The following is a 24,852-nucleotide window of genomic DNA, read 5'->3' on the forward strand; positions in this document are numbered from 1 at the left end:
AGGGAGAGGAGAGGCATACATGCGTGACAAGGTCGAGCCGGTGCCGGCTGGGGGCGAAATGAAACTGTATTTCAGCCGCAATCCCAATCCGCGCCTGGCGGTCGCGGTGGCGCGTTACCTCAAGGCGCGGGTGACCTTCGAATTCGCGTCACCGTTCGCGCCGGGGCAAGCGGAGCGGTTCCGGCCGCTCAATCCCAACCTTTCCATCCCGATACTGACGTGGCCGGGCGGCAGCCTGTGGGAGGCCGACGCCATCGCCTGCCGGCTGTCGCGCGACGTCGGATCGGATTTCTGGCGCACCGGCGATGACGAGCCCGACATGATCCGCTGGTTGAGCTGGGGCAAGGAGAATTTTGCCAGGGCCTGCGACATGGTGCATTTCGAGCGCGGCACCAAGCAGCGTTATCATCTGGGCCCGATCGATCATCAGCTGGTCGAGGAGGGGTTGAAATTGTTTCACAAAACGGCGGCGATCCTGGAGGCAGCGCTTGGCGACCGGCAATGGCTGGTGGGGAGTTCGGTTTCCTACGCCGACTTCCGCATGGCGACGTTTTTGGCTTTCAACGATGTCGGCGGCCTGCCGATCGGCGATTATCCCGCGCTCGCCGGCTGGTACCGCCGGCTCGAAGCCATCGAGGCCTGGCGTGATCCGTTCGAGGGGCTCGACGCGCCCGAACTGCCGCCGGTAAAATCCACCTGAGGCGCTGCGCAAAAAGCGCGCTGCGCCAATGACACGACCCGATCGGCTTGGGCTTACTTGGCTGGAACTTATTGGGCCTGCGCGAGCTGTTGCTCGACCAGGCCGAGTTCCCTGACGTAGAAACCCTCGAAGTTTGAGGAATAATGCTGCTCGCGAAAGATATCGCGGGCGGTGATGAAGGCGTCGCGGGCGGCGAGCAGGGTCGCCTTGTCGTGCGTCCTGGTGCCGATGGCGAGCAGGATCTCGCCGCGCACCGAATGGGTCTTGCCCCAGATGACGGGCGACTTGTCGCGCTTCAGTTCGGTGAGCGCCAGGTCCATCTGCTCCAGCGCCTTGCGGTAGAGCAGCACACTGTCTTCGGCATCGCCCATGAAACGGTAGGCGCGGCCTATATTGTAGGTGAGGGTCGCCCAGGTGAAGGGATCGCGCGCCCGGGTGATCACCTCCTGCGCCTTGTCGAACGCGTCAATCGACTGCTTGAAGTAATCGGAGCCCTTGCCGCGCTGGCCAAGCGACAGAAGGGCCGCGCCAAGATTGTTTTGGGTGGACGCCCAATCGACGGGCTGCTTGTCGCGCGTGCGAACCTCGAGGACGTCGTTGAAAGCCGCAACCGACGCTTCGAGCATCTCGGTACCGTCCTGCAGATCGCCGAGCTGGCGCATCGAAACGGCAAGATTGGCCTCGGCCATCGCCCATTGCACCGGCACTTTTTCACGGGTCCACACCGTGAGCGCGCCATGGAACGCTTCGATCGCCTGGGTCAGGTTTTTCTTCGCGTCACCGCCATCGGCCATGGCGGAGAGTTCATTGCCGATGTTGTTCTGCAGCCCTGCCCATGCATCGGGATCGAGCTGTTTGGTGTAGATCTTCAAGGCCTGCCGGAACGCCTCTATCGCCTTTTTGTAATAGGTCATACCACCGGCGCGCTGGGCCATCAGGTCATAGGCATTGCCGAGATTGATCTGCACGGTTGCCCATTCCTGCGGATAGCGCTTGCGGCTGAACACCTTGAGCGCGTCTTCATAGACGCCAATCGCCTGCTCGATGCGCGCCGTGCCGTTCTCGCGCTCGGCCAGTGCGGTGAGCGTGATGCCTTCGTTGATGGCGACGCCGGCAGGGCCGCCGAAAACGGTGACGCCGGGCAGGAGCTTGGCCGCTTCGTAGACATCGACGGCCTGCGAAAGGGCCGCGTTCTCGCCCTTGACCATGCCCTGGTCGGTCAAGGCATCGGCCTCCAAGACCTTGTAGAGGAAGGCGGCTTTCGGATCCCAGCGCTCCGTTTGCCTGAAGGCGTCCTCGTAACGCTCGGCGGCGGTGCGATAGTCGAAGTTGAGGATCGCGGTACGGGCATGGTCGGCGAAGGTGCCGGCCAGTTCAAGCCGCCTCTGCCTGATGTCAGCCTCTGCCTCGTCGAGCTCTTTGCTGATCTCCTCGGCACGGGCGCTGGCCTTGGCGCGGAAGGTCAGCGCCAGATTGATCGCGCCCTCCGATTGTGCGCGGTCGGCAAGGCCGGAAAGCCGAATCAATTCCGGGTCTTGCCGGGTTTCGCTGTCGTGCCGGGCGAGGATTTCGCGCAGTTTTTGCGCGCCCGCCGCGAGTTGCGCCTGCAATTCCCCGGGTCCGGCTGAGGTGTCGACCTCCAAGGCGCCGAGCATGCCGTAGAGTTGGTCCAGCGGCACTTCGTTCTGAGCCGCCACCGTCTCGACCATCGTGCGCTGCTCGGCCGGTGTCGCGGCGATGGTCAGCAGGAGCTTGCGCCGCGCCGAACGGATCGAGGCCTCGTCGCTGCCGGTCTCTTCCGGCGCCTGGCCGAAATAGAGCAGGCGCCGCAGGCTGGCATTGGTCCATGGCAGCTGCCGGCCGCCGGTCTTCACATAGACCTCCTCGGCAACCATGGTCATGACATCGCCGAAGGCGAAGCCGCCGGCGGCGAGGTGTTTCAGCAGGGCCGCGGCGTAGGGGCTGTTGCCGCCGGACTCGCCGTCGAGCGCCGCGTGGCCGGGCTCGGCGGCAAAGCCGATGACCTGGCCCAGGCTTTGCGGCGCGCCGGATGCGTCCGCGAGGGGTGCCGCGCCCTTGACGGGATCAAGGCCGGTGGCGGCCACGGGCGAGGCGCCGGACGGGGCGGCAACCATTGCACCCGGCGGAAACGGATTCGAGCGGCAGGCATCGAGCAGCACGATCGCTATGGGAACGCTGGCCTTGAGCTGTGCCAGCAAAGCGGAGACGGGCACCAGCCGGTTGGTTGGATCCGTCAGCGAGGAGGCATCCGCCTCGACCGGCACCAGATAGTTTTCGCCGGCGGCCTCGATGCCGTGACCGGAATAGTAGAGCAGGGCGACGTCGGCGCCGGCCGCGTCCTCGACGAAATGCTTGAGGCCGCGCGCCAGGCGAGAGCCATCGCCATCGGGGATGGAACTGACCTCGAAACCGAGGCTGGTCAAAAGCTGGGCGACGGCGCGCGCGTCATTGGTCGGATTGGCAAGTGCTGGCAGGGACAAATAGTGGGATTCGCCGATGACCAGTGCCACGCCACGCAACGGTTTGGCGTCATCGGCCCGTGCCGGCCATGCCAGCATCACGGCCTGCAGCGCCAGCAACACTGCGGCGAAAACGGTGACGCGATGCCAATCCGCCATGCACAACCCCGATAGACCCAGCTCCATGCTAACCGGCATAAAGTGGCGGCTCAATGAAGAATCGGGGGTCTGCCGACTGGCGGAGAGAACTGACGACCGGCGTATACACAAAGGGAACTTGAAGACGCCGGCCGCCATTTGGGGCGTTGGGGTGCATCACATTGGGGCGCGATGCAGGGTCAGGCTAAGCGGATGGCCGGCATCTTCAATCGGAACGCCGGCCCATGGTGAACAAGTGGTTACTATCCACAGGCCAGATTACGGCGACCACCCCAGCAGGGGCTAAAGCCGGACGGCGCGTCTCCCTGTTGCCGACATCTGTGTGCAATGCAGCGCGCCCGGCTATCGGTGCTCGACGGGGAGCATCCGGGTTGGTAAGCCCCAAGCCGCGCAGGAGACCTTTTTGAGTCGAGACATGACCGTTGCGATCGAGATGGGACACACCACGGCGGGCGCCCCAGCCAACCTCGATCTCGAGGAACTGCTGGCGACCCGCCTTCTGGTGCAGGGCAATTCGGGCTCCGGCAAGTCGCATCTGTTGCGCAGGCTGCTGGAGCAGAGCGCGCCCTGGGTGCAGCAGACCATCATCGATCCCGAAGGCGACTTCGTTTCGCTGGGCGACCGCTACGGCCATCTGGTGATCGATGCCGAGGAGCACACCGAGCGCGGCCTGCAGGCGGCCGGCGAGCGGGCCCGCATCCACCGTGTCTCCACCGTACTCAACCTCGAAGGGCTCGATGCCGAGAACCAGATGCGGCGGGCCGCCGCTTTCCTCGGCGGGCTGTTCGAGGTCGCCCGCGACCATTGGTATCCGATGCTGGTGGTGGTGGACGAGGCGCAGCTGTTCGCGCCGGCGGTGGCCGGCGAGGTTTCCGACGAGGCGCGCAAGCTCTCGCTCGGCGCCATGACCAATCTGATGTGCCGTGGCCGCAAGCGGGGGCTGGCCGGCATTATCGCCACGCAGCGACTGGCCAAGCTTGCCAAGAATGTCGCGGCGGAAGCTTCCAATTTTCTCATGGGCCGCACCTTTCTCGACATCGACATGGCGCGCGCCGCCGATCTGCTCGGCATGGAGCGGCGCCAGGCGGAAGCTTTTCGCGATCTGGAGCGCGGGCAGTTCATGGCGCTGGGACCAGCACTTTCGCGCCGGCCGCTCGGCTTGCGCATCGGCCCGACCGACACCAGCCCGCGCAACGGCACGCCGCGGCTGATGGCGATGCCGGAATCAGCACTTGAGGACGCACGCGCGATCATCTTGGCGGCACCGCCGCCCGAGACGATGCGCGCGCCGCGCCGTGTGGCGTCGCCGGACCTGCTCGACCAGTTGATGGCGGCGAAGTCGGCGGCGCTGGAAATCCGTCCCGAACCGGCGGAGCCGCAAATCAGCGCCGCGGATCTGGCCGAGCGGCATGAGCGGGTGGACCGCGTGCTGCGCGCCATCCTGGCGCAGCCTGACGCCGGTTTCCGCGTCATCGGCGTGCTCTACCAGGAATTCGTGGTGCGCTGCCGCATCGAGGGCCTCGCCTCGGTGGTGCCGGACCTGGCCGAATTCCGCCGCATGTTGACGCGCGCCCGCGCCGGTCTCGGCTCCGAGACGACGCAGGATGATGCGTGGCGGGACGTTTCCGTGCGCGCCTCGCTGCTGCCCGACGACATGCAGGGCGTGTTCATGATGATCGCGCGGGCGGCCAAGGAAGGCTGGCCTTGCCCGAGCGACGCAGCGATCGCGCGCGCCTATGGCTCGCACTCGCTGCGCCGTGCGCGGCGACTGCTGACCTATATCGAGGAGCAGGGCCTGATCGTGTGCCAACTCGACGGCACGGGAAGGCGCACCGTGACGCTGGTCGAACTGGCCTGGGCCACCGCACCCGGCGACCCCAACGCCGAGGAGGTGGAGCAGGGGAGCCTGGCGCTTTGAGAGGAATATGATGATGGCAGCTCCCGGCGGATCACAGAGGCAGCCCGGCGGCAATGCCGCCCAGGTGCGCATCATGGGGACGCCGAGATCCGGCACAAATCTCGCCAAACACCTGATCGAAACCCATCTTGGCGTGCGTGCCGTCTTCGACCAGGGTTTCTGGAAGCATGGGGTCTTTCCGGCCTTGATGAACGGACGCGACCTCGGCTATGGCGACTTGCCCATCATCGTGATGAGCAAGGATCCCATTACCCAGCTTCTGTCATGGTTCCGCTTCACAAGGAACGGCAGCCTTTTCCGGCCGGCCAGACATCTCGGACCGTTCCTGAACGGACCTTTCGAAATCAAGCAGGATTTTACGCGGCCCCAGATGGAGTACAGGTTCCGCACGCCTGCCGATTACTGGAACCAGTTCTACTTTGCCATGGAAGCCCTGCGCCGCACCGGCTCGCCGGTGCTTTTCGTCTGCTATGAGCAGTTCGTTTCGACGCCGGCGCTCTGCCTCGCTTCGATTTCGCGTTTTCTCGACCTGTCCCCGCCTTTCGACGCCGGCGCCACAGTGACCATTCCACGGTACGCGATCGGCGCCAGCAATGACATCGACCGGCCCGCAGACCCGGCCGCCAGGCAAGGTCCGTTCGATCCCGCGCGCGCCGATCTGGCATCGGCGCTGGCCAGGATCGGATGGCGCAATGCGCGCCGCATTCTGCGCACCATCGACGATGACGTGCTTGATGCAACGGGGCGGACCGGATTTCGCAAAACGTGCCGGAAAGCGATCGGTCCCGCGGCGATAGCGAGGTCGTTCGTCGGCTTCTGGTGAGGTGCGTCGCGGCCCCACGCCGCCAGAAAGTTCGAGCTGATCCGCATAGGTCACTTCCGCTCCGACGACCACGGAAAATTCACGTAGCGATCGCGCGTGTCGTAGCAGATGTTGCCGTACATTTTGAGATAGCTGTTCCTGCGAGCCGGATCGGCATAAACGGGCGCCGGATTTGCAAGATCTGCCTCATACTGGGCGATGTTGCCGCTGGTAAGCGCAATGGGCAGGATGTCCATGGCTTGCGGTATGCTCTTCCCGTCCAGCCAGTCGGCGGCGAACTGGCCCATGGCGTAGCCGAAGACGGGTGACGACAGGGAAATGCTGGCCTTGTATGGGCTGTCGCCTTTCTTGATTTCGGCCACCGCCTCCGGCTCGCCATCAATGCCGCCAAGAAACTGGTCAGGCCGGTCCTTTCCAGCCGCGCGAAGCGCCTGCAAAGCACCCAACACCACCGCGTCGCCGCCCAGCACAACGTCGATTTTCGGGTTTGCCAGCAGGATCGTCTTCATGGTCTCGAAGCCGCCTTCCTTGGTCACCGGACTGGGCGCGATGTCGGCCACGATCGTCACACCGGGCATTGCGTTGAGGCCGTCCCGCATGGCTTCGAACCGGGGCGCCAGAAACTCCATCGAGTCCTGCGTCAGCAGCACTACATTCGCCTTGCCACCCAGCCTGGCGTCGATGTGGGCGATGGCTGCGTCGGTGAGCACCTTGCCCGTCGCGTATTGTGGGGCGTTGAGCAGCAAGGTGGCCGGTGGCGGAACAATGGTGCCGACGAACGCTCCCGACCAGATCGTTTTCTGAAGGTCGTGGCTGATCGCCGCGGGATCGGACGAGGTGGCGACCAGGCCACCGACCTTGCCCCCAAGCAGGGATTGTATCTGCTCGATGGCCTTGGCCGTATCGTTCTGGATCAGAAGCCTGCGATATTCCAGCCCGCGATCCCTGGCCGCCATGGCCAGGCCATGATCGACACCTTGCAGGAAATCGCGATCGTTTTCCTGAACGTAGGCCAGCACCTTGTTGAGCCCCGGTGGCGGCGTGCACGCCGGCGCATGCGGATCGAAGGCGGGAAAGACAGTGCGTTGCGTGATGCCCGGCTGGCCATCCTGCGCGCTGGCAAGGTCAAGGCCACAGATCGACAGGACCAGCATGAAGAGAAAAAAGCGCAATGACGCCGGCCAGCCTCTCCCGATATCCTTTCCATCGAAAGGCATCCAAAATCCTCCCCGTTTCCGCCAGAGATAAAGCAGGGAGGGGCTCTTTCCGCAAGCGGTCGCTTGAACTGGCGAGAAGGAGCGTTTTTCGCGGTATCCGACGTCCTATGCCGCCCGGTCGCCCTTGCGGGGTTTGGTCGAAAATACCAGGCGGGCAGCCGTGCCGGGATGACGCTGCTGATACTCTATCTTTGCACCCAGGCTGATGCTCATGGCGTTGACGATCCTGCTGCCGACACCGGTGCCCTTGGCGGGCGCGCCTTCGGCGCGGCCAACCCCATCGTCCTCCACGACCAGTTCCGCCTGCTCATTTGCCAGCTTTTTGAGATGAACCCGGACTTCTCCAACCGCGTCGGGATAGGCGTATTTGAACGCATTGGTGACAAGCTCGGTGACCACGACGCCAAGGTTGATGCTGATGTCGGTTTCGAGCTCGATCGGGTCGATGCCGTAGGACAGGTTGACGCCATGAACCTGGCTGCGCAGCGAGGTGCGCAGATGGTCGAGGAGACCGCTCAAATATTCGTCGAGCGCGACCGAACGCACGGCCCCCGCGCCGTAGAGGCGCTTGTGCACGAGTGAGATTGCGAAGATGCGATCTTGCGTTTCCGCCAGGGCATCCTTGGCGGCGGGATCGTCGAGCGCCTTCGACTGGAGTTTGACCAGCGACGAGACAAGGGCGAGGCTGTTGGCAACCCGGTGATTGACCTCGGACAACAGCACTTCGGCACGGTCGCGGGCATGCGCAAGGTCGACGGTGCGGGTGGCTACGCGCTGTTCGAGGTCGCGGTTGAGCGTGTTGACCTCGTCACGGGTGACGCGAAGCTCCCTGGTGTAGCGTCCCACGCCATAGGCCGCGCCGCTGACCACGGCCACGATGACGAGTGCACCGATGGCCGACACGAGCCTGAGCAAGGCGGTATTGGCGCGTTGTTCGGCAACGCCCGATGTCAGCCTGTCGTCGGCCCTGACGATGATGCCGGAGAAGAACACATTGGCTTCGTCGGTCAGCGCCTTGCCTTTGTTGGTGCGAAAGATGGCCAGCACGTCCTCGTCGCGCTGATCGCGCTTGAGGGTTATCGTCTGGTCCATTTCGTCGAATTTGCTGGAGATGATCGTGGACAGGCGCTGCAAGGTTGCGTCGGAGTCCGAAGACGCCGGCAGAAGGGTCTCCAGCGCGAGCAGGCGCCGCTCGGCTTGAGCCTTGGCCGATTGATAGGGCGCAAGATAGATCTCGTTTCCCGTAATGATGAAGCCCCGCTGACTGGCCTCTGCTGTCTGCAAGGCATTTCGCAGCTCGACCGCCGCTATGCGTGTGTCGCGTGCCGCGATCGCATCGTCGAAATAGGATTGCGCCCGCTCGCCGAGCCAGAAGTTCATGGCAACGATGGCTGTCAGGGCCAAAAACCCGATCAGCAAGGCGGCGGAGGTGAAGCGAACAAGGCTACGACTGGACAGGGGCATGGGATACTCCTGCCCGATTTCAGTGCGTCGCGCCATATTGTAGTGAAGGCTAATAAGTCGGGATGTTGAGACTCCGGTCGAACTCGCCTGGCCACCGCACTCGGCGACCCCAACGCCGAGGAGTTGGAGCAGGGGAGCCTTGGTGCTGGCGAAGCGGCAAGATGCCTTTGCCGCCTCGAAACAAACTACTTCACCTTTCGCCCCAGCCCCATGGATTTGGCGAGTTTCGAGCGGGTGGCGGAATAATTCGGCGCCACCATCGGGTAGCTGGACGGCAGGTTCCATTTCTTTCGATACTCGTCCGGCGTCAGGCCATAGTTGGACTCGAGGTGCCGCTTCAGCGATTTGAAACGCTTGCCGTCCTCCAGGCAGATGATGAAATCGGGCGTGACGGATTTTTTCACGGGCACCGCATATCTGATCTCGTCGGGTCCGCCATCGGCAACGCCATCCGAAATATTCCGGATCGAAGCGTGGATTTTTCCGATGAAGTCAGGAAGCTCGGCAGCGGGAATGGGGTTGTTCGAGACATAGGACGAGACAATGTCGGCGGTTATGGAAATGACCGGATCGATATGCTTGCCGTTTCCGACGTATGCGCCGGCGCCGTCGATGACTTCATCAGGCGTTTCTTCGAAAATCCCCCCGGCCCGAACGATGGTTGGTCTGACATAAGGCTTCTTCAAAGGCTTCTCCTTGACGAGCATGGTCTGGTGGTTACATCTGTCGGGTCATAGTTGTGGGAAAATTTCACACGTGTCAACTGGCGTGAACCAAGATGATTTGGCCAAGTCGAAGCGTCGGTTCCCCGTCGGGGGGCTGGAACCGGAATTGACGCGACAGAAGCCCGCCGATGTCGCTTCTCCATCCCGTGCCCTTGTGGAAGCATTTCCCACGCGCTATTTTCGGCAGGGATTTCCGAGGGATGAATGATCGATTTCGCGATTGGCGAGTGAAGGACGACGATGAGCAGATCGGCGGGACAATATCTGGATACCGCGGGCGTGCAGAACGCGTTGAACCGGGTTCTTCGCCCGTTGGTGCGGTTGGCCATCAAGTGCGGGGTGACGTTTCCAGCCTTCGTCGATCTGCTGCGCCAGCTCTACGTCAATGTGGCCGAGCATGAATTCGCGTTGCCCGACAAGCAGCAGACCGACTCCAGGGTCAGTCTGCTGACGGGCGTGCACAGGAAGGAAGTCAGCCGGCTGAGAGGGGCGGGCGCACCGGTGCGGGTGGTGCCCGATTCCGTTTCCAGGACGAGCGCCATCGTCGCGCGCTGGCTTGCCGATCCGCTGTTCGTCGACGCCAAGGGCACGCCCCTGCCGCTGGCGCGCACGAGCGAGGCGGGAGAGCCATCCTTTGCCGGCCTTGTGGAATCGGTGACCCGCGATCTCAGGCCGCGTGCCGTTCTGGACGACTGGCTCGACCGAAAGCTGGTTGAAATCGACAGCAAGGACCGGATCGTTCTGATGGAAGGGGCCATGGTGCCGCGCGGCGACGGCGAGGTCCGGCTTTATTATTTTGCCCGAAATCTCGGCGACCATGCGGCCGCCTCGGTCGAGAACGTTCTGGCCGACGCTCCGCCCTTCCTGGAGCGTGCCGTCCACTATGACGGCATCTCCGAGGACCTGGCCAGATCGCTCGAGGCCTACAGCCGGGAGATCGCGGTCGAAACGCTGCTGCGCCTCAACAAATACGCCAACCAGGCCATTCAAAGCGATCCGGGCGGGACCAGCCGGTGGAACTGGGGTGTCTATATCCTCACCGCCGACGGCACGTCGCTGGTTGCCGAGGAGCAGCCCGAGAATAAGGATGCCGGCGGAGAGACGGCATGAGCGGAAGGCCGACGAGACGGGGTTTCCTGACGCTCGCAGCCGCCATGCCGGCGATGTTTTTCAGCATCGTGGCAAGGGCGGGCGAAGCGTCGAAAGACCAGGGCATTGGCGGTACCGGCTGGACGGCGGGCACCGACAGCGACCAGGGCATTGGCGGCACCGGCATCGTGGGAACGATACAGCGTTTCGGCAGCATTTTCGTCAACGGCGTGCGGGTTCAGTACCAGGCTGACGTGCCGGTCTGGATCGACGGCGTGCGCGTTGCCGCCAACAGGCTGAAGATCGGGCATGTCGTGCGCGTCGCGGTGGTCCAGGAGGCCGATCGCGTGGTGACCTCCTCGATCCATGTCACCAGCGAGGTGGTGGGGCCGGTCGAGCGCAAGACCGCCGGTTCGATACGGGTGCTGGGACAGCAGGTCGACATCAGCCAGCTTGCGGAGGCAGTGAAGGTTAACACGGGCGATATCGTGGCCGTGCATGGCATTCGCCGGCCCGACGGGACAATCGTCGCCAGCCTGATGGAGGTGAGGGTGCATGAGCAGCCCTATCTGGTTCGCGGCCTGGCGGTGGTGAGATCGGGGGCGTTGCTGGTCGGACGGCTCAAGATCGGGACCGGACCGTCGCCGCTGGCAAATCGCCGCGTTCAGTTGACCCTCGCCAAGGCCGTCGGCGGATACAAGGTTGTGCATCTGGAAGCGGAAGCGCCGGTTCCGCAGGCCCATGTCGCTGATGTTCTCTACGAGACGTTTGTGCAGCGCCGTGGACGCAGGCTGGAGTCAGGCCTGGGCATCGCCATGGACAACCTGGACAGCGATGTGAAATCGACCGGTGCCGTCCGGGCTTTTATCGAGGTCGGGTTTGATCGCGCGGGCAACATCGTATCGGCGTCGCGCGGGCAGGGCGCCGGCGAGCCGTCACCAAACCAGCGTGGTATGCCGCCGGGTTCGACTCCCGGGGGGCCGGGTGGACCGGGTGGACCTGGAGGACCTGGAGGACCTGGAGGACCAGGGGGGCCGGCAGGACCGGGCGGTGGCCCTGGCGGGCCGGGTGGGCCTTAAAGCCGTTCATTATTTCCCCGAAGCCGCCCATAACGTCGTCATCCCTGGGCGAAGCAGGAGCGCAGCTCCGTCGCGGAGACCCTGGGATCCATTCCGTGACCTTAACCGTGGAGTGCAGCGGTGCAGAATTCTGCACCGTAGCAGCGCTTGCGAGTCCCGGCATGGATCCTGGGGTCTGCGCCGCGTCGCTTTGCTCCTTGCTCCGTCCCAGGATGACGAAGCGATGGAGGTAGCAACGTTATGGCGGAAGCGATAATCCGGCCGGTCCGTCCTTTGCGATGGACGGAACCGGCCGGTGCAGCCGTACCGGGGCTCGTTGTAGGGGGTGAGCTTTTTTCGCGTACGGCTGCTTTCCGCGGACCATGCGGGGGGCGGACGGTCCGCTGAAATCCAATGAAATGTCTTGGTCTCTTGTCCTCGGATGTCGCTGACGGGACTCAATATGTGGGAAAATAGCCCACAAGTCAATCACGTACTCTTGACGTGGGTAAATTTCCCACATACATGAAATCAGCATCCCGGGAAAGCGTACACGAAGCTCCGGGGCCTCAATCGGAACAAGGGCAGCGAAATCTGAAATGAATGCGGCTTTGGCCGCCACGGATTTCTTTTGCCTCCGGACTGATTTGATTTCGGTGCAGCAACGTCGAAGGTAAACCATTGAAGACATTGTATATTGATGCTTCCTTGCCATTTCGCTGGGGGCCGCATCCGCCTGTCGGCATCCCGCGCGTCGAAACAGCGCTCATTCGCCAGGCGCTGCGATGGAAGGCCTCGCCGGTCGGCTTCTTCATCGTCGACAAAAGGGGGCAAGGTCAAAGGCTCGATGAAGCGGAACTTCGCTACCTCCGGCGGCTCGTCGACGGTGATCTGCCGCAACCGATTGGAGATGAGGGAAGCTCGTACCTGGCGCGGCTGTGGAAAGTGCTGTCGATCATGCGGGAGGCACCCTTTGCCTGCGGACGCGAGTTCGATCGCGTGGCGGCGGGCTTCCTCTCGGGCTGCGAGAAGCGACGCGGGGTCAAGTTTCAGCTGTCCAAGACGGCCATCCGGCTCTTCAAGATCGCGAAGTCGGCGCTCCGCCCAAGCCGGCTCGACACCGGAGATCCGCTGAAGGACGAAAACGCGTTGTGCTTTTTGTCCAGCGCAAGCGTGCACGAACTCGCCGCCAGGAAGCTCAGGGCAAAAGCCAGATGCGGCATCTTCACCTTGATGCACGACCTCATTCCGATGGACTTCCCGCAATTCGTCGGTCCGCATCACGCGCGCGGTTTCGTCCGCAACACGGCATGGCAGCTGGAAAATGCCCACTTGCTCGTCTGCGTGTCGAAATACACCGCCGACAGGGTGAAATGCCATGCAAAGGCCTCCGGGCTTCGCCTGATACCGCACGTGGCCGTGGCATCGCCCGGCGCCTTCCTGCGGGAAGGCGTCGCGGATCGCGGCATGTCCACCGAGCGGCACAAACGCGACCGCAAATTCGTCCTCTATTGCTCGACGATCGAGATCCGGAAAAACCACATCCTGCTGCTCAAGGTCTGGCACCGGCTTTTGCCTCTCCTAAGAGACCAACTGCCGACGCTTGTGCTGTGCGGCCGATGGGGCTGGATGTATGAGGAGCTTACCGCCTTCATGGCTGAGCATCCGGAGCTTGCCGGGCATGTCCAGTTCCGCTCCAACCTCAGCGACCAGGAGCTCGCGGAGCTCTACCGGGACGCTGAATTCAGCGTCTACCCGTCCGCGGTCGAAGGCTGGGGCCTGGGCGCTGCCGAGTGTCTCGATTTCGGCCTGCCGGTCCTGATTTCGGACGCGCCGTCGCTGACGGAGGCGACGCAAGGCCTGATGCCGACGCTTCCCGCGCACGACGTCGAAGCCTGGTGCGCCGCGGTCACCAAAGCCTGCACCGATCCGGTCTGGCTCGCCGAATTGCGCCACACCATCGCAACGCGATACCGCCCGATCCGCGAGCGGGCGTTTTTCGCGACCATCGTAGACCATGTCGCGGCAATCGACCCTGTCGCTGAGGTTGCCCCTGTCGCGGAAGCCAACCCGGCCGCCGGAGCCGACCCTGTCGCAGGGATCACTTCAGACGATCTCGTGCCCAGGATTTACGGGCCGCATCCGGTGGTGGCCGGGCAGGTCAGGCAGCCCGGCGTATTGGCAGCCGACGTTTTTCGGAGGGCATGATGGGAAGCATTGTGGATATGTCGACGCTCAGTGGCGCGCGCGTGCAGCCTGGCATGGATGCCGTGCGGGTGATGGGAACGCCGCGCTCCGGCACCAATCTGGCGAAGTATCTTCTCGAACGCTATCTCGGGGTACCGGTCGTCTTCGACCACGGCTTCTGGAAACACGGCATCTTTCCGGCGCTGATGAACGGGCGCGACATCGACCATGGAGGTATGCCCATCGTCGTCCTGAGCAAGGATCCCGTCAGCCAGATCCTGTCGTGGTTCCGTCTGGCGAGGAACGACACGATTTTCAAGCCGAACGGCAATCTCGGCTCGTTTCTCAAGCAGCCATTCGACGTCAGGCAGGATTTCACCGCGCCCAAGCGCATGGAATACAGGTTCCATTCGCCAGCCGACTACTGGAACCAGTTCTATTTCGCCATGGATGCGCTTCACCGCTCCGGCGCTCCGGTGCATTTCGTGCGCTATGAGGCGCTTGTTTCAGAACCGGCCCTGTCGCTGCACATGCTCTCGCATTTCCTCGGCCGTGTCAGGCCTTTCGATGTCCGCTGCCAGGTCGAAGTTCCCAGGCAAACGCTCGACGCGAGCAATGACATCGACCAGGCCGCTGGCCTCAGCGATGAAAAGATCTTCGATCCCGCGCGCGCCGAACTGGCATCGGCGCTGGCCAGGATCGGATGGCGCAACGCCAACACCATCCTGCGCGCCGTCGACGACGATGTGCTCGATGCCACGGGCCGGGCCGGGTTTCGCCAGACGTGCCGCGAAGCGGTTGGCGCCAAGGCCCTGCTGCGGTCGCTGGTCGGGTTCTGGTGAGGGCACCGGCGAAGGCCGGTCAGCCTGCCGCCGCGATGCCGGCGTGGTGGCTGCCCAAGTGCCAGAAGGGCAGAGGGAACCGTCCGCGCTGCACCTCGACAACCCGGAAACCGGCCGCACGGATCAGGTGCAGCGGATCGCGATTGAGCTGGCAGCCGCCGGCGAGCGATCCCCAGAGCCGGTTCAGGCGGTCCTGCCACAAGCGGCAGTGCGGCCGTTGGGCCTGGCCATGCTCGATGAAGATCAGCTGGCCCGTAGGTTTGAGGATGCGCCGGATTTCGCTCAGCGCGGCTTGAGGGTCCGGAATGGTGCAGAAGGCATAGGTGACGACCACCGTGTCGGCGCAGCCATCGGCCAGCGGCAGGCTTTCGCCGCCGGCCCGGATGCATTCGACCGGGAAGGGCAAGGTGCTGCTCTTCGGCGCGGCGAGGCCAAGCATGGTGCCGTCGGGATCGACGCCGATCAATTGCTTGACCCTCGCGGCATCGTAGTAGGGAAGGTTGAGGCCCGAGCCGAAGCCGACCTCGACGACGACACCTTCCGCCAGCGGGATGATGCGTCTGCGCATCCGGGCGAAGGCGCCGGCCGAACAGCCGGCGTGGACGAGGTAGGGGGCGACGCAGCGCGCGTACCAGGAGAGACAGGTCTGGCACATGGCTCAGCCTCCATGCCCGGCGGCAGGGGCCTCGCCGGCAAGCGGTTCTGCTGTGCGATGGCTTGATGTATTGACCGGTGACATTTCTCGCTCCAAGGGAGTTGATCGGGCCGGATCGGCTCGACTTCGCGGGGATGGATAGAAGGCCGGCGTCCCCTCAACGTCCTCTCGAAACCCTTGCGCGGCCGCGTGCGGATCGATGGAGCTGATACAACTCAGACTTCTGGGTTTTCCCGAGTTCCGGCTGGACGGTCGGCCGGTCGAGCTTGCCCTGCGCAAAGCGGCAGCACTCGTCATCTATCTCGCCGAAGCCGGCGGATCGGTGGCGCGCGACGTCGCTGCCACGCTGCTGTGGCCCGAAGCCGACGCCGAAGCCGCTCGTGCCCGCCTGCGGCGCACGCTCTACAAGATCCGCGTCGCGTTCGGCGAGGAGGTCATATCAGCCAGCACGGCATCGCTCAGCCTGCGCCCGGCGCTCTCCGTCGAGGTCGACGCAGGCGCCTTCGAACATGCCTGCGATGCGGGTCTTCTCAACGAGGCCGCCGGCCTCTACACCGGCGACTATCTCGCCGGCTTCTCGCTGCCGGATTGTCCCGAATTCGAGGAATGGGTGTTCTTCCGCCGCGAGGCCTTGCGCAGCCGCCTGGTGCAGGCGCTGGAGCGGCTGGTCGAAGCCAGGATCGCCGGGGGCGATGCGCGCGGCGCTGTAGTCCACGCCACGCGCCTGGCCGCACTCGACCCCTTGAGCGAAAGCGCGCACCGCCACCTGATCCGCGCCCATCTGGCGGCGGGTGACCGGGCGGCGGCCGAGCGCCAGGGCGAAACCTCTGCGCGGCTGCTGCGCGACGAACTCGGCGTGGCGCCGGACCCTGCCACGCTGGCTCTGCTGCGCGCGAGCGATGCCGAGGTGCCGAGAACCCGCTATGTCGCGGTGGACGGCATCCATATCGCCTACCAGACCATAGGCAGCGGCCCGGCCGATATCGTGCTGGTTCCCGGCTTCATCTCGCATGTCGAGCGCATCTGGGAAGACAGGAGCTGCCGCGCCTGGCTCAATGCTGTGTCGCGGCTCGGCCGGCTGATCCTGTTCGATCGGCGCGGCATGGGCCTGTCCGACCGCGTTGGCGCCCGCCCGACCGTCGAGGCCACCGCGCGCGACATTCTGGCGGTGATGGACGCCGCCGGCAGCCGCCGCGCGGTGCTGGTCGGCGCCTCGGAGGGCGGGCCTGGCTGCATCCGCTTTGCCGTCGACCACCCCGACCGCCTGACCGGCCTTGTCCTGTGGGGCTCGCTGGCCAAGGGCAGCCACGCGCCCGACTACCCCTTCGCGCTCACATCGGCGCAATACGACCTCTGGCAACAGCGCCTGCTCGCCGGTTGGGGCGGCCCGGCGGAAATCGAAACTTTTGCACCCAGCGTCGCCGCCGACCGCCAGGCACGCGCCTGGTGGGCCGGCCTGCTGAGAGCCGCCTCCAGCCCCGGTGCGGTGGCAGGCCTGCTGCAGGCACTGCGCGACACCGATGTCCGCCCGCTGCTGTCAAAAGTCTCGGCCAGGACGATTGTGTTGCACAGCACCGGCGATCGCGCCGTGCGCGTCGAGGCCGGGCAGTATCTGGCCGCGAGGATAGCAGGGGCGCGGTTTGTCGAGGTGGAGGGGGAGGATCACTGGTTCTGGGTGGGCGAGCAGGGCGTGTTGCTGGAGACGATCGCGGCGATGACGAGCGGACGGTGAGGCAGGCCGCTCGCCCGCTTGTCGGCCAGAGCCGGCGTTGGTCATGGCGAGCTTGCGGGGAAGCCGTGCTCGTCAATCACACGTCGTCGCGTTCCTCAGTGCCTCCGCTCGGGAAGCCTGTGGCAATGCCGCGATCCGCCGAACGGAAGCGTAGAACCTTGGAGAATCGCCTGAGCACAAATCATACAGCCGAAGGAACGCCGGAACCTGTTCGCCATAGACGGACGTCGCGGCGAGCTTTGCGTTGTTGATGGGGCTGTTGAACCAGGCGTCGTATCCGCGATATCCGGCCCAGCGGCTGTCGCGCATTTGCCGGTAGCGCACCCGCAGCCTGTCGATCGCGGCTGTTTTGGCGGCAGCCATCTGCTGCGCGGTGCGGGGGCTGCCATAGATCTGCGTCAGCTCGTCCCGGGTTTTCGCGATCAGTCCGAGAAAGTCGGCACTGCGTTTGCGATCGGCTTCGTAACTGCGCAATCCGGCGCGATTGCCGGTGGCGCGCAGCCATTTCCTCACCCCGCTTGTTTCGACGGCGACCGCGAAAGCCTCGTTGAACGCGGAGTCGCCGTTCACATAGATTTCCTGATGCGCCAGTTCATGGAAGATGAGGCCTGCGAGATACATGGCGTCCTGACGCAGCATGGTGCTGAGCAGCGGGTCGCTGAACCAGCCCAGCGTGGAATAGGCGGTGACGCCCGAGATGTAGACGTCCAGCCCTTGTCGCTGCAGTTCGGCAGCACTTTCAACCGCGGAGTTCTGGGAGAAGTAACCCCGGTACGGAACGCAGCCGAAGACCGGAAAGCACCATGTTATCGGCGTGAGCGAGAACCGCGGCGCGGCAAAAACGGCCAAGGTCACGTTGTCTCTACCGATGTCGACATAGCTGCGGTAGCTGCTGTTATCGGGCAGCGCCAGCTCATCCGTGGCAAAGCGACGTATGGCGCTCGCCGACGTCAGCTTCGTGCGCAATGCCACAGGCGTCGAAGGATCGTGGATGAGCCTTCCGACATTTTTCCGCGCGGCCAAGATCTGTACATGGCCCTCCAGCGCCTGCGCATAGTAGGAAACGCTGGTGCACCCGGCCACGCCGGACGCCATGACCACAGCGGCAAGCAATCGAAAAAAGCGCTTCACAGCTTGCCCACCGCCTGCTCGTCGTCCACAGCGCGAATGCCCATTTGACCTCGTGTCAGGCGCACCGATTTTCGTCAAGACCTGGCGGGGGCAGACTTTCGAATTGGCAGGACTGGCAAGGCGACCATTCGAAACCTTCGCGCCGGGCCGCCGACCGCCTGGCGTGCGCCTGGTGGGCCGGCCTGCTCAGGGCCGCCTCCAGCCCCCGGCGCGGTGGCAGGCTTGCTGCAGTATGTTCAGCCTGGCAACCGCCGCAACGCGGGGCGCGGTGGCGGGTCACGCCTGGCCGTCCTGTCGAGATAGCCGGTCAAATGCGTGACGAGTTCCCTGGCGTCGTCCTCGGCGCCGTGGATGAAGCTCGATTTCCGGCGACGCAGATATGGCAGGCCCAACACATAGATCCCGGGAACGTCGGCAACACCGCGATCGTGCCTGAGCTCGCCCTTGCGATCGAAGACCGGCAAGTCCAGCCATGAAAAGTTCGGCCGAAAACCGGTGGCCCATAGCACCGTGCGAATGTCTTCGCCAAGTTCAAGCTCCAGTTGTGGCGGCTCGCCGATTGCGGTGGGGGCAAAGCGCTCGATGGGACCGATGCCGGACGGTGCATTCGCCTCCGCCCATTCGTCGATCGACGCAAGCAGCCGGTTCATCTTCAGGTCGGCAAGCGCGCACACATTGCGCAGCGATCCGGAAAACTGGGCCACGGAGCCGCGAAGGCCCATCAGTCGCCCCACCACTTTCACGCCCTGTCGCTGCAAGACATTGAGGTCGAGCGTGGCGCGCTCGGGTGTGCCGACAAGCTGCGGCGATGGCACTCTTCGGGCGCGGTCGGGGTCATCCGCGTCTTCGACGCGCTGGTCGAGCACGCCGGTCGCGAGCATCCACCATTGGATATCGCGACCTCGATAGACGCGCGGTAGCCGAACGTGTTCTCCGACCGCCAGCGTCACAGGCCGGCCGCTCAGCTGGATCTCCTGCGCCAACTGCAGGCCTGTCGCCGATGCGCCGACCACCAACACGCCGCCGGGAGCAAGCTGACGCGGATTGCGGTAGGTATGGGCCGACAGCTGTTCGATCGTGGCCGGCATCGCCTCGGCCAATTTCGGTATGACCGGCTTGCTGAAGGCGCCCGTCGCCAGCACGACGGTCTGGCAAAGCCAGTCGCCGTTTGGCACCTCCACCCGAAAGCCATGGGAGCTCGGCGCAACTCTGTTGACAGGGGTGTTCTTCAAAACCGGTGCGGAGATGTATGTGGCATAGCGGGAAATGAAATCAGCAAGCTGGCCGGCGCTCATGTAGCCGTCCCGGTCGTCGCCTTGGTATGGATAGCCGGGCAGCCTCGCCATCCAGTTGGGCGTGAGCAGGCGCAGCGAATCCCAGCGCTCCGTGCGCCAGCTGTTCGCGATCTCACCTCGTTCCAGAACAACATGGCTAAGCGAGCGCTGGCCGAGCAGATAGCTCAGCGCCAGGCCTGAGTGACCGGCACCGATGACGACGACGTCAACGGTGCCGGCGATCCCGCGCGATGTTCTTTCGCTCATCAGCACTTTTTCGACGTAACCGTGACATCGGTCGGGTTGGCGATAACGTCAAAGACGGCCGAACGTTTTTGCGACTGCGCGACGAGTGCGGCTATATCCTCCGCGCTAGCGTCGGCGTCGATATCGTAGTGCACCTTGATCCCGTCGAACCCGTTGCGCACATCCGGATCGATGCCGAGGATACCCTGGATATTCATGCCGGCCTCAAGTGTCGCCTTGACCGAGTGGAGCTGAATGTTGCGGTTTTGCGCGACAGCCGCGATGCCAGCCGTCAGGCAGCCAGCCAGGCCGACCAGCACAAACTCCACCGGCGTCGCCCCCTTGTCTTCCGATGCGAAGATTTCGGGGTGGTCGGACTCGAACTTGTAGGTCTGGCGATGCTTCTGTTCCTGCCCCAGGCCGAAGAATCCGTCGACCGTGGTCCGATTGTGAGTTCCTTTCACCCACTCGCTCGTTGCCCGCCACTTGAAGCGGGCGGCGTCCGGGGCGTCCTTCAAAGCCTCGCGGGCGCCAAGCAGAGCGGCTACATTGACGCCGTTGGTGGCGGTTTGCGTGTGTTTGGTCATGGGTCGTACTCCTGTTTATGGGGGACAGATTCAGATCTTGCAGCGCCCGGACTGTCTTCTCACGGGCGTGTTGTAGGCAGCATGGGAGGCAGCGTGGAATCGTCCGATACCATGCCGGGCTTTTCCTGCAGGCCGAGGCCAGGGTTCGGCCTCGATGGGCGCTGGGCTTCGTTCAGGGGTTCTTGCCCCAAGTGTTCGACGAAAGCCTTTTACGGCGGTGCGCGACCGGCCAGCCGATGTCCTTTTGAATTTCCATCGGCAGGCTGTTCAGAACCCGTTCGGATTTTCGCGCTTCACGGGCGTTTTTGAAGGCCGCCCCGTAGCGGGCGAGCGTTTCAAACAGTGACATGGTCTTCTCCTGTAGAGCGTTGGGCCGCCGCGAAAACATGCGGCTGCCGTTCGACGGAATGTTAAATGCTCCACATTTGTATCTGGAAGGTTGCACGAAAACCGTCGTTCCGTAACAATGTCCAGGATGTTGAAAACAGTTTCGGATGGCCGGCGCAAACCATTGTCAGGGCCCGGTTTTACTGTCGCCAACGGCTTTGGCGGGGACGATGACGCGTGAGGATGCTGCTCCACACCATCGACGGTGACGTGCGGAAGGGCGGGTGAGGAGACGTGCGCACCAACGCTACAGTGCTTCAGGACGACGGCGGCGCAATCCGGGATAGGGCGATGGCAAGGCGCGGGTGAGGGCGCGAAGATGTTTGCGGGGATGAAGTAAAGCCGCGCCGAGAGATGATTGCCGCCATTGCCTGCACCCTGTCAGGCCGGCAGCGTTCCCGGCTCAGCCTATCCCTACCGCTCCTCCACAATCCGCAGATAAGCCGCCGTCACGAACAGCACGATCAGCCCGAACAGGATCCGTCTCGCTCCTTCCGGCATCTGCAGGATCGTCAGCAGCGTCGTCAGCACGGTCAGGATGAGGGCGCCGATGATGGTGCCGGTGTAGCCGCCGCGGCCGCCGAAGATGGAGGTGCCGCCGATGACGGCGGCGGCGACCGAGGGCAGGACGAGGGGTTCGGCGAGCGAGAGCGATGGGGCCTTGATCAGGCCGATATAGAGCAGGCCGGTGATGCCGGCGAGCACGCTGGAAGTGATATAGAGCGCGGTGATGACCTGCCAGTATTGCACGCCCGACAGGCGCGTTGCGCGCTCATTGTCGCCTACGGCGTAGAGCAGGCGGCCGAAGCCGGTGCGGGCGAGCGTGAAGACGATGAGTGCGGCCAGCGGTACGAACAGCAGCAGGGCGTTGGGGAAGCCTGAGGTGACGCCGGTGCCGAGCCAGGCGAGGAAGTCGGGGATCTTGGCGCCCGACGCGATCACCGTGCGCTGGTAGACCTGCAGGCAGCCGGTGCCGATCAGGCTGGTGCCCAGCGTCATGATCAGCGGGTGGACGCGGAAGACGCCGACGCCGATGCCGTTGACGAGGCCGATCAGCACCGCCGGCATCATTGCCAGCAGGAAGGCCACCGCCGGGTCCTGGTTGACCACTTGGGTGGCCATGATGAAGGCGCTCATCGTCGCCACCGTGCCGACCGAGAGATCGATGCCGCCGGTCAGCATGGTCATGGTCTGGCAGCCGGCGAGGATCGCCAGCGGAATGGCGAATTTGATGGTGTTGCCAATCCAGCGCTCGTTGACGATGCCGGGGCGCAGGATCTGCAGGATCACCACCAGGATGATGAGCAGGATGATCAGCGGGACCGAAGGGCGATCGGCCATGAAGCGCTTTACGCGGCGGCCGAGGGGGATGGGGGCGGGGGTGATCGCGGTGGTGCTCATGGGGTGGCTCGCGATAGGGTTGGCGCGACGCATCTTTCCCTTCTCCCCTTGTGGGAGAAGGTGGATCGGCGCGATAGCGCCGAGACGGATGAGGGGTGCTCCAGCGGAGTGAGGCGTTGGCGTTCGCTGGAACACCCCTCATCCGTCTTGCCGCTGCGCGGCAATCCACCTTCCCCCACAAGGGGGGAAGGAAGAATGGCACGTTGATGCCTCCCGATCACTGCCGCCCCCGCATCGTAATAAACGCGCCGAACATCACCACCGCCACCATGATCAGGCCTTCGATGATGGCGGTGACGTTGGGGTCGATGGCGAGCAGCGTCAGATCCGTGCGCACCAGGCGCAGCACGAAGACGGCGACGATGGGGCCGAGGAGGCCGCCCTTGCCGCCGCCGAGCGCCACGCCGCCCAGCACGACTGCCGCGACGCTGGCCAGCAGATAGGGGCCGGGGATGGGGGCGCCGATGCCGGTGCTGAGCGTCAGCGCCAGCCCGCCAAAGGCGGCGAACAGGCCAGACAGCGCGTAGGCGATGATGCGGGTGCGCTTGACCGGCACGCCTGAGCGGAACGCCGCCAGTTCGCTGGAGCCGATGGCGTAGATGGAGAGGCCGAGGCGTGAGCGCCTGAGCGGTATCCAGATGATGCAGAGGCAGACGATCAGCACCAGCAACGCCTTGGGCAGCCAGGCGTCGATGGCGTCGGGCAGGCCGGGGATCGGCACGGTGCCCGAGATCAGCGCCTTCAGCCATTCGGCCGCACCGCCGCCCGGCGCGTCGAGCACAAGCAAGGCAGCGCCCTGCAGCACGAACAGCATGGCCAGCGTCACGACGATGTCGGGCACGCGGGTGACGACGATCAAAAGGCCATTGAGCGCGCCAAGGGCAAAACCCATGGCGAGCACGAAGGGCACCACGAACAGCGCGTATTCCTCGGAAGCGCCGGCCATCATCGAGGCGGCGGTGACGCTGGTCAGCGCCATCATGGCGGCGACGGAGAGGTCGATGCCGCCGGCGATGACCACCACCGTCTGCGCGGCGACGGCGAAGGCGTATGGTAAAACAGCCCGCGCGAGAGAGCCGAAATCATTGCTGCCATAGGCCGGCTGGATGATCCTGGTGGCGATGAACAGCACGATGAGGAGGGCGAACAGGCCAACGACCCAGCCCTGGCGGCGCAGGAAGTGGTTCATGGCGTCGCTCCCGGCGCATCGGAAGCGTTGGCCGTGGGGTCGGCCAGAATACCGATATCGGCCTTGGCGCCGCGCGGCAGGCCGTAGGCGGCGCGCATCAGCGCCGGTTCGTCGGCCTCCTCGACCGGAAAGATGTCGACCAGTCTGCCGCCGAAGATGACGATGACGCGGTCGCAGACGCGCTGCACCTCTTCCAGTTCCGAGGTGTAGAACAGCACCGACTTGCCGTGGCCGGCGAGTTCGCGCAGCAGTTTATAGATCTCCTGCTTGGTGCCGACATCGATGCCGCGCGTCGGGTCGAAGCACAGGATGGTGCGGGCGTCGGCAGCGATCCAGCGGGCGATGGTGACCTTCTGTTGGTTGCCGCCGGACAGGCGCTGCACCTCGCCTTGCGCGCGGGTGTCGATCTGCAGCCGCGCGATGGCGCTAAGCACTGTCGCGCGCTCGCGGCGCATGGGAATAGGGCCCCAGTTGCGCAGCGCGGCACTGAAGGGCAGCGCGATGTTTTCACGGACCGAGCGCTGCATGGCGAGCGCCTCGGAACGGTCGCCCGGCACATAGGCAATGCCGGCGCGGATCGCGTCGATCGGGTGCGAGAATTTCACCGGCTGGCCGTCGACCTCGATCGTACCGCCGGACGGCTTGATCGAACCGGCAAGGGCGGCGAACAGCTCATCCTGGCCCTGGCCTTCGAGCGCCACGACACCGGCGACCTCGCCGTCGGCGAGATCGAAGGAGACGTCGCTGAGCTTGGTGCCGACGCGCAAGTTGCGCACGGCGATGCGTGGCCGGGCAGGGGCAGGCGCCGTCTTCTCGGCAGCACTGCGGGCGGCGACATGGGTCTTGACGATGCGGGTGCCGAGCATCAGCTCGACGATCTTTTCCTCGACGCCGGGCACGATGTCGACGACGCCGACGGTCTCGCCGTCGCGCAGCACGGTGGCGCGGTCGCACAGGGCCGCGATTTCAACGAAACGGTGCGAGATGAAGATCACGGCGCGGCCGGCATCGCCCTGGCGGCGCACCACTTCCAGCACCTTTTCGGCGAGGTTGGCGGGCAGGGCGGCGGTCATCTCGTCGAGCAGCAACACGTCGGGCTCGACGGCCAGCGCGCGCGCCAGGTCGAGCACGCGCAGCACGGCCAGCGGGATGTCGCGCGCGGTGTCGCGGATATCGAGGTCCGGTATGCCGAGCTCGCGCACCCAGGCGCGGAACGGCTCGACCGGCGTGCCGGTAAGCCGAAGATTAGACAGAATGTCGAGATCGGGGATCAGCGACGGCTCCTGGTAGACGGGCAGCAGTCCGGCGCGGCGCGCGGCGGCGGGCGAGCGGATGTCGCGCGCCTCGCCCCGGATCAGGATGCGGCCGGCGTTCGCGGTAATCGCGCCGGTCAGGATCTTCACCAGCGTCGACTTGCCGGCACCATTGGCGCCCATCAGGGCGTGAACCTCGCCGGGCAGGACGGAGAGCGACGCGTTGCGCAGGGCGGCAACCGCGCCGTAGTTTTTGGCGACGCCTGACGCGTCGAGGAGGGGGCTGGTGGTCAAATCGGGTTGTTCTCGATTCGTGAGGCAGGGTTATCGCGTGT

At 64.6% G+C, this 24,852-nt stretch carries 20 protein-coding genes; 8 read left to right on the plus strand and 12 right to left on the minus strand.

The genetic code is table 11. From position 1 onward, the window contains the following. Positions 1–58 precede the first annotated feature (58 nt). Complete coding sequence (locus A3A9_RS0130510) at positions 59–700, plus strand: glutathione S-transferase family protein (protein WP_027062024.1); 642 nt, start codon at positions 59–61, stop codon at positions 698–700. 68 nt (positions 701–768) lie between these two features. Here the strand turns inward: A3A9_RS0130510 and A3A9_RS39780 are convergent, their stop codons facing one another. Then, positions 769–3,339, minus strand: a complete 2,571-nt coding sequence (locus tag A3A9_RS39780; protein ID WP_051371280.1) for a caspase family protein — start codon at positions 3,337–3,339, stop codon at positions 769–771. A 415-nt stretch (positions 3,340–3,754) separates the two neighbouring features. Between A3A9_RS39780 and A3A9_RS0130520 the strand changes: the two genes are divergently transcribed. Both A3A9_RS0130520 and A3A9_RS0130525 read left to right on the plus strand, forming a co-directional pair. Further along, positions 3,755–5,257 (plus strand): ATP-binding protein, encoded by a 1,503-nt coding sequence (locus A3A9_RS0130520; RefSeq protein WP_027062025.1) that lies wholly within the window; start codon positions 3,755–3,757, stop codon positions 5,255–5,257. A 13-nt stretch (positions 5,258–5,270) separates the two neighbouring features. Continuing rightward, positions 5,271–6,080, plus strand: coding sequence for a hypothetical protein (locus tag A3A9_RS0130525; RefSeq protein ID WP_152536207.1), 810 nt, complete (start codon positions 5,271–5,273; stop codon positions 6,078–6,080). 50 nt (positions 6,081–6,130) lie between these two features. On the opposite strand, the gene A3A9_RS0130530 is transcribed toward A3A9_RS0130525, so the two are convergent. The 3 genes from A3A9_RS0130530 to A3A9_RS0130540 form a co-directional block, all read right to left on the minus strand. Beyond that, entirely contained in the window at positions 6,131–7,297 is a 1,167-nt protein-coding gene (locus tag A3A9_RS0130530; RefSeq protein ID WP_245279160.1) for a sugar ABC transporter substrate-binding protein, read from the minus strand. A gap of 105 nt (positions 7,298–7,402) precedes the next feature. Further along, entirely contained in the window at positions 7,403–8,761 is a 1,359-nt protein-coding gene (locus tag A3A9_RS41950; protein ID WP_245279161.1) for a sensor histidine kinase, read from the minus strand. A 185-nt stretch (positions 8,762–8,946) separates the two neighbouring features. Continuing rightward, a complete protein-coding gene (locus A3A9_RS0130540; protein WP_430515902.1) occupies positions 8,947–9,375 on the minus strand; it encodes a MucR family transcriptional regulator in 429 nt (142 codons plus the stop codon). Positions 9,376–9,726: 351 nt separating this feature from the next. Here A3A9_RS0130540 and A3A9_RS39795 point away from each other — a divergent pair, with 351 nt between their 5' ends. The 4 genes from A3A9_RS39795 (at position 9,727) to A3A9_RS0130560 (ending at position 14,662) form a co-directional block, all read left to right on the plus strand. Beyond that, a complete protein-coding gene (locus A3A9_RS39795) occupies positions 9,727–10,596 on the plus strand; it encodes a DUF6502 family protein (protein WP_051371283.1) in 870 nt (289 codons plus the stop codon). Then, on the plus strand, positions 10,593–11,654 hold the full coding sequence (locus A3A9_RS45370) for a DUF5666 domain-containing protein (RefSeq protein ID WP_152536208.1): 1,062 nt from the start codon (positions 10,593–10,595) through the stop codon (positions 11,652–11,654). Before A3A9_RS39795 ends, A3A9_RS45370 begins: the two co-directional genes overlap by 4 nt. A gap of 687 nt (positions 11,655–12,341) precedes the next feature. Beyond that, positions 12,342–13,841, plus strand: coding sequence for a glycosyltransferase (locus A3A9_RS41955; RefSeq protein ID WP_152536209.1), 1,500 nt, complete (start codon positions 12,342–12,344; stop codon positions 13,839–13,841). Then, the gene (locus A3A9_RS0130560; RefSeq protein WP_027062031.1) at positions 13,841–14,662 is read left to right on the plus strand and encodes a sulfotransferase family protein; all 822 of its coding nucleotides are present in this window, start codon (positions 13,841–13,843) and stop codon (positions 14,660–14,662) included. Before A3A9_RS41955 ends, A3A9_RS0130560 begins: the two co-directional genes overlap by 1 nt. 19 nt (positions 14,663–14,681) lie before the next feature. Here the strand turns inward: A3A9_RS0130560 and A3A9_RS0130565 are convergent, their stop codons facing one another. Beyond that, complete coding sequence (locus A3A9_RS0130565) at positions 14,682–15,317, minus strand: class I SAM-dependent methyltransferase (protein WP_027062032.1); 636 nt, start codon at positions 15,315–15,317, stop codon at positions 14,682–14,684. Positions 15,318–15,516: 199 nt separating this feature from the next. Here A3A9_RS0130565 and A3A9_RS0130570 point away from each other — a divergent pair, with 199 nt between their 5' ends. After that, on the plus strand, positions 15,517–17,049 hold the full coding sequence (locus A3A9_RS0130570; RefSeq protein WP_027062033.1) for an alpha/beta hydrolase: 1,533 nt from the start codon (positions 15,517–15,519) through the stop codon (positions 17,047–17,049). A gap of 72 nt (positions 17,050–17,121) precedes the next feature. Here A3A9_RS0130570 and A3A9_RS0130575 read toward each other — a convergent pair whose 3' ends face one another. The 7 genes from A3A9_RS0130575 to A3A9_RS0130605 form a co-directional block, all read right to left on the minus strand. Further along, positions 17,122–18,144 carry an aminopeptidase gene (locus A3A9_RS0130575; protein WP_051371289.1) on the minus strand — a complete coding sequence of 341 codons (1,023 nt, stop codon included), beginning with the start codon at positions 18,142–18,144 and terminating at the stop codon, positions 17,122–17,124. 272 nt (positions 18,145–18,416) lie between these two features. Beyond that, positions 18,417–19,721, minus strand: coding sequence for an NAD(P)-binding domain-containing protein (locus A3A9_RS39810; protein WP_051371291.1), 1,305 nt, complete (start codon positions 19,719–19,721; stop codon positions 18,417–18,419). Then, positions 19,721–20,287 (minus strand): OsmC family protein, encoded by a 567-nt coding sequence (locus A3A9_RS0130585; RefSeq protein ID WP_027062035.1) that lies wholly within the window; start codon positions 20,285–20,287, stop codon positions 19,721–19,723. Before A3A9_RS0130585 ends, A3A9_RS39810 begins: the two co-directional genes overlap by 1 nt. Positions 20,288–20,459: 172 nt before the next feature. Further along, positions 20,460–20,636 carry a hypothetical protein gene (locus tag A3A9_RS45375; protein ID WP_082222295.1) on the minus strand — a complete coding sequence of 59 codons (177 nt, stop codon included), beginning with the start codon at positions 20,634–20,636 and terminating at the stop codon, positions 20,460–20,462. A 452-nt stretch (positions 20,637–21,088) separates the two neighbouring features. Next, complete coding sequence (locus tag A3A9_RS0130595) at positions 21,089–22,075, minus strand: ABC transporter permease (RefSeq protein WP_027062036.1); 987 nt, start codon at positions 22,073–22,075, stop codon at positions 21,089–21,091. 217 nt (positions 22,076–22,292) lie between these two features. Then, positions 22,293–23,264, minus strand: a complete 972-nt coding sequence (locus A3A9_RS0130600) for an ABC transporter permease (RefSeq protein ID WP_027062037.1) — start codon at positions 23,262–23,264, stop codon at positions 22,293–22,295. After that, a complete protein-coding gene (locus A3A9_RS0130605) occupies positions 23,261–24,811 on the minus strand; it encodes a sugar ABC transporter ATP-binding protein (RefSeq protein ID WP_027062038.1) in 1,551 nt (516 codons plus the stop codon). The genes A3A9_RS0130600 and A3A9_RS0130605 overlap by 4 nt, the downstream gene beginning before the upstream one ends. Positions 24,812–24,852 lie beyond the last annotated feature (41 nt).

The organism is Mesorhizobium loti CJ3sym (assembly GCF_000472785.1).
GTDB classification, from domain to species: Bacteria; Pseudomonadota; Alphaproteobacteria; order Rhizobiales; family Rhizobiaceae; genus Mesorhizobium; species Mesorhizobium loti_E.

Coding starts and splice junctions, on each gene's coding strand:
- A3A9_RS0130530 (WP_245279160.1), bottom strand. CDS start 7,297: ATGCCTTTCGATGGAAAGGATATCGGGAGAGGCTGGCCGGCGTCATTG.
- A3A9_RS45375 (WP_082222295.1), bottom strand. CDS start 20,636: ATGTCACTGTTTGAAACGCTCGCCCGCTACGGGGCGGCCTTCAAAAAC.
- A3A9_RS39795 (WP_051371283.1), top strand. CDS start 9,727: ATGAGCAGATCGGCGGGACAATATCTGGATACCGCGGGCGTGCAGAAC.
- A3A9_RS0130570 (WP_027062033.1), top strand. CDS start 15,517: ATGGAGCTGATACAACTCAGACTTCTGGGTTTTCCCGAGTTCCGGCTG.
- A3A9_RS0130595 (WP_027062036.1), bottom strand. CDS start 22,075: ATGAGCACCACCGCGATCACCCCCGCCCCCATCCCCCTCGGCCGCCGC.
- A3A9_RS39810 (WP_051371291.1), bottom strand. CDS start 19,721: ATGAGCGAAAGAACATCGCGCGGGATCGCCGGCACCGTTGACGTCGTC.
- A3A9_RS0130560 (WP_027062031.1), top strand. CDS start 13,841: ATGGGAAGCATTGTGGATATGTCGACGCTCAGTGGCGCGCGCGTGCAG.
- A3A9_RS41950 (WP_245279161.1), bottom strand. CDS start 8,761: ATGCCCCTGTCCAGTCGTAGCCTTGTTCGCTTCACCTCCGCCGCCTTG.
- A3A9_RS45370 (WP_152536208.1), top strand. CDS start 10,593: ATGAGCGGAAGGCCGACGAGACGGGGTTTCCTGACGCTCGCAGCCGCC.
- A3A9_RS0130520 (WP_027062025.1), top strand. CDS start 3,755: ATGACCGTTGCGATCGAGATGGGACACACCACGGCGGGCGCCCCAGCC.
- A3A9_RS0130510 (WP_027062024.1), top strand. CDS start 59: ATGAAACTGTATTTCAGCCGCAATCCCAATCCGCGCCTGGCGGTCGCG.
- A3A9_RS0130525 (WP_152536207.1), top strand. CDS start 5,271: ATGGCAGCTCCCGGCGGATCACAGAGGCAGCCCGGCGGCAATGCCGCC.
- A3A9_RS0130575 (WP_051371289.1), bottom strand. CDS start 18,144: ATGGCGTCCGGCGTGGCCGGGTGCACCAGCGTTTCCTACTATGCGCAG.
- A3A9_RS0130600 (WP_027062037.1), bottom strand. CDS start 23,264: ATGAACCACTTCCTGCGCCGCCAGGGCTGGGTCGTTGGCCTGTTCGCC.
- A3A9_RS39780 (WP_051371280.1), bottom strand. CDS start 3,339: ATGGCGGATTGGCATCGCGTCACCGTTTTCGCCGCAGTGTTGCTGGCG.
- A3A9_RS0130585 (WP_027062035.1), bottom strand. CDS start 20,287: ATGACCAAACACACGCAAACCGCCACCAACGGCGTCAATGTAGCCGCT.
- A3A9_RS0130565 (WP_027062032.1), bottom strand. CDS start 15,317: ATGTGCCAGACCTGTCTCTCCTGGTACGCGCGCTGCGTCGCCCCCTAC.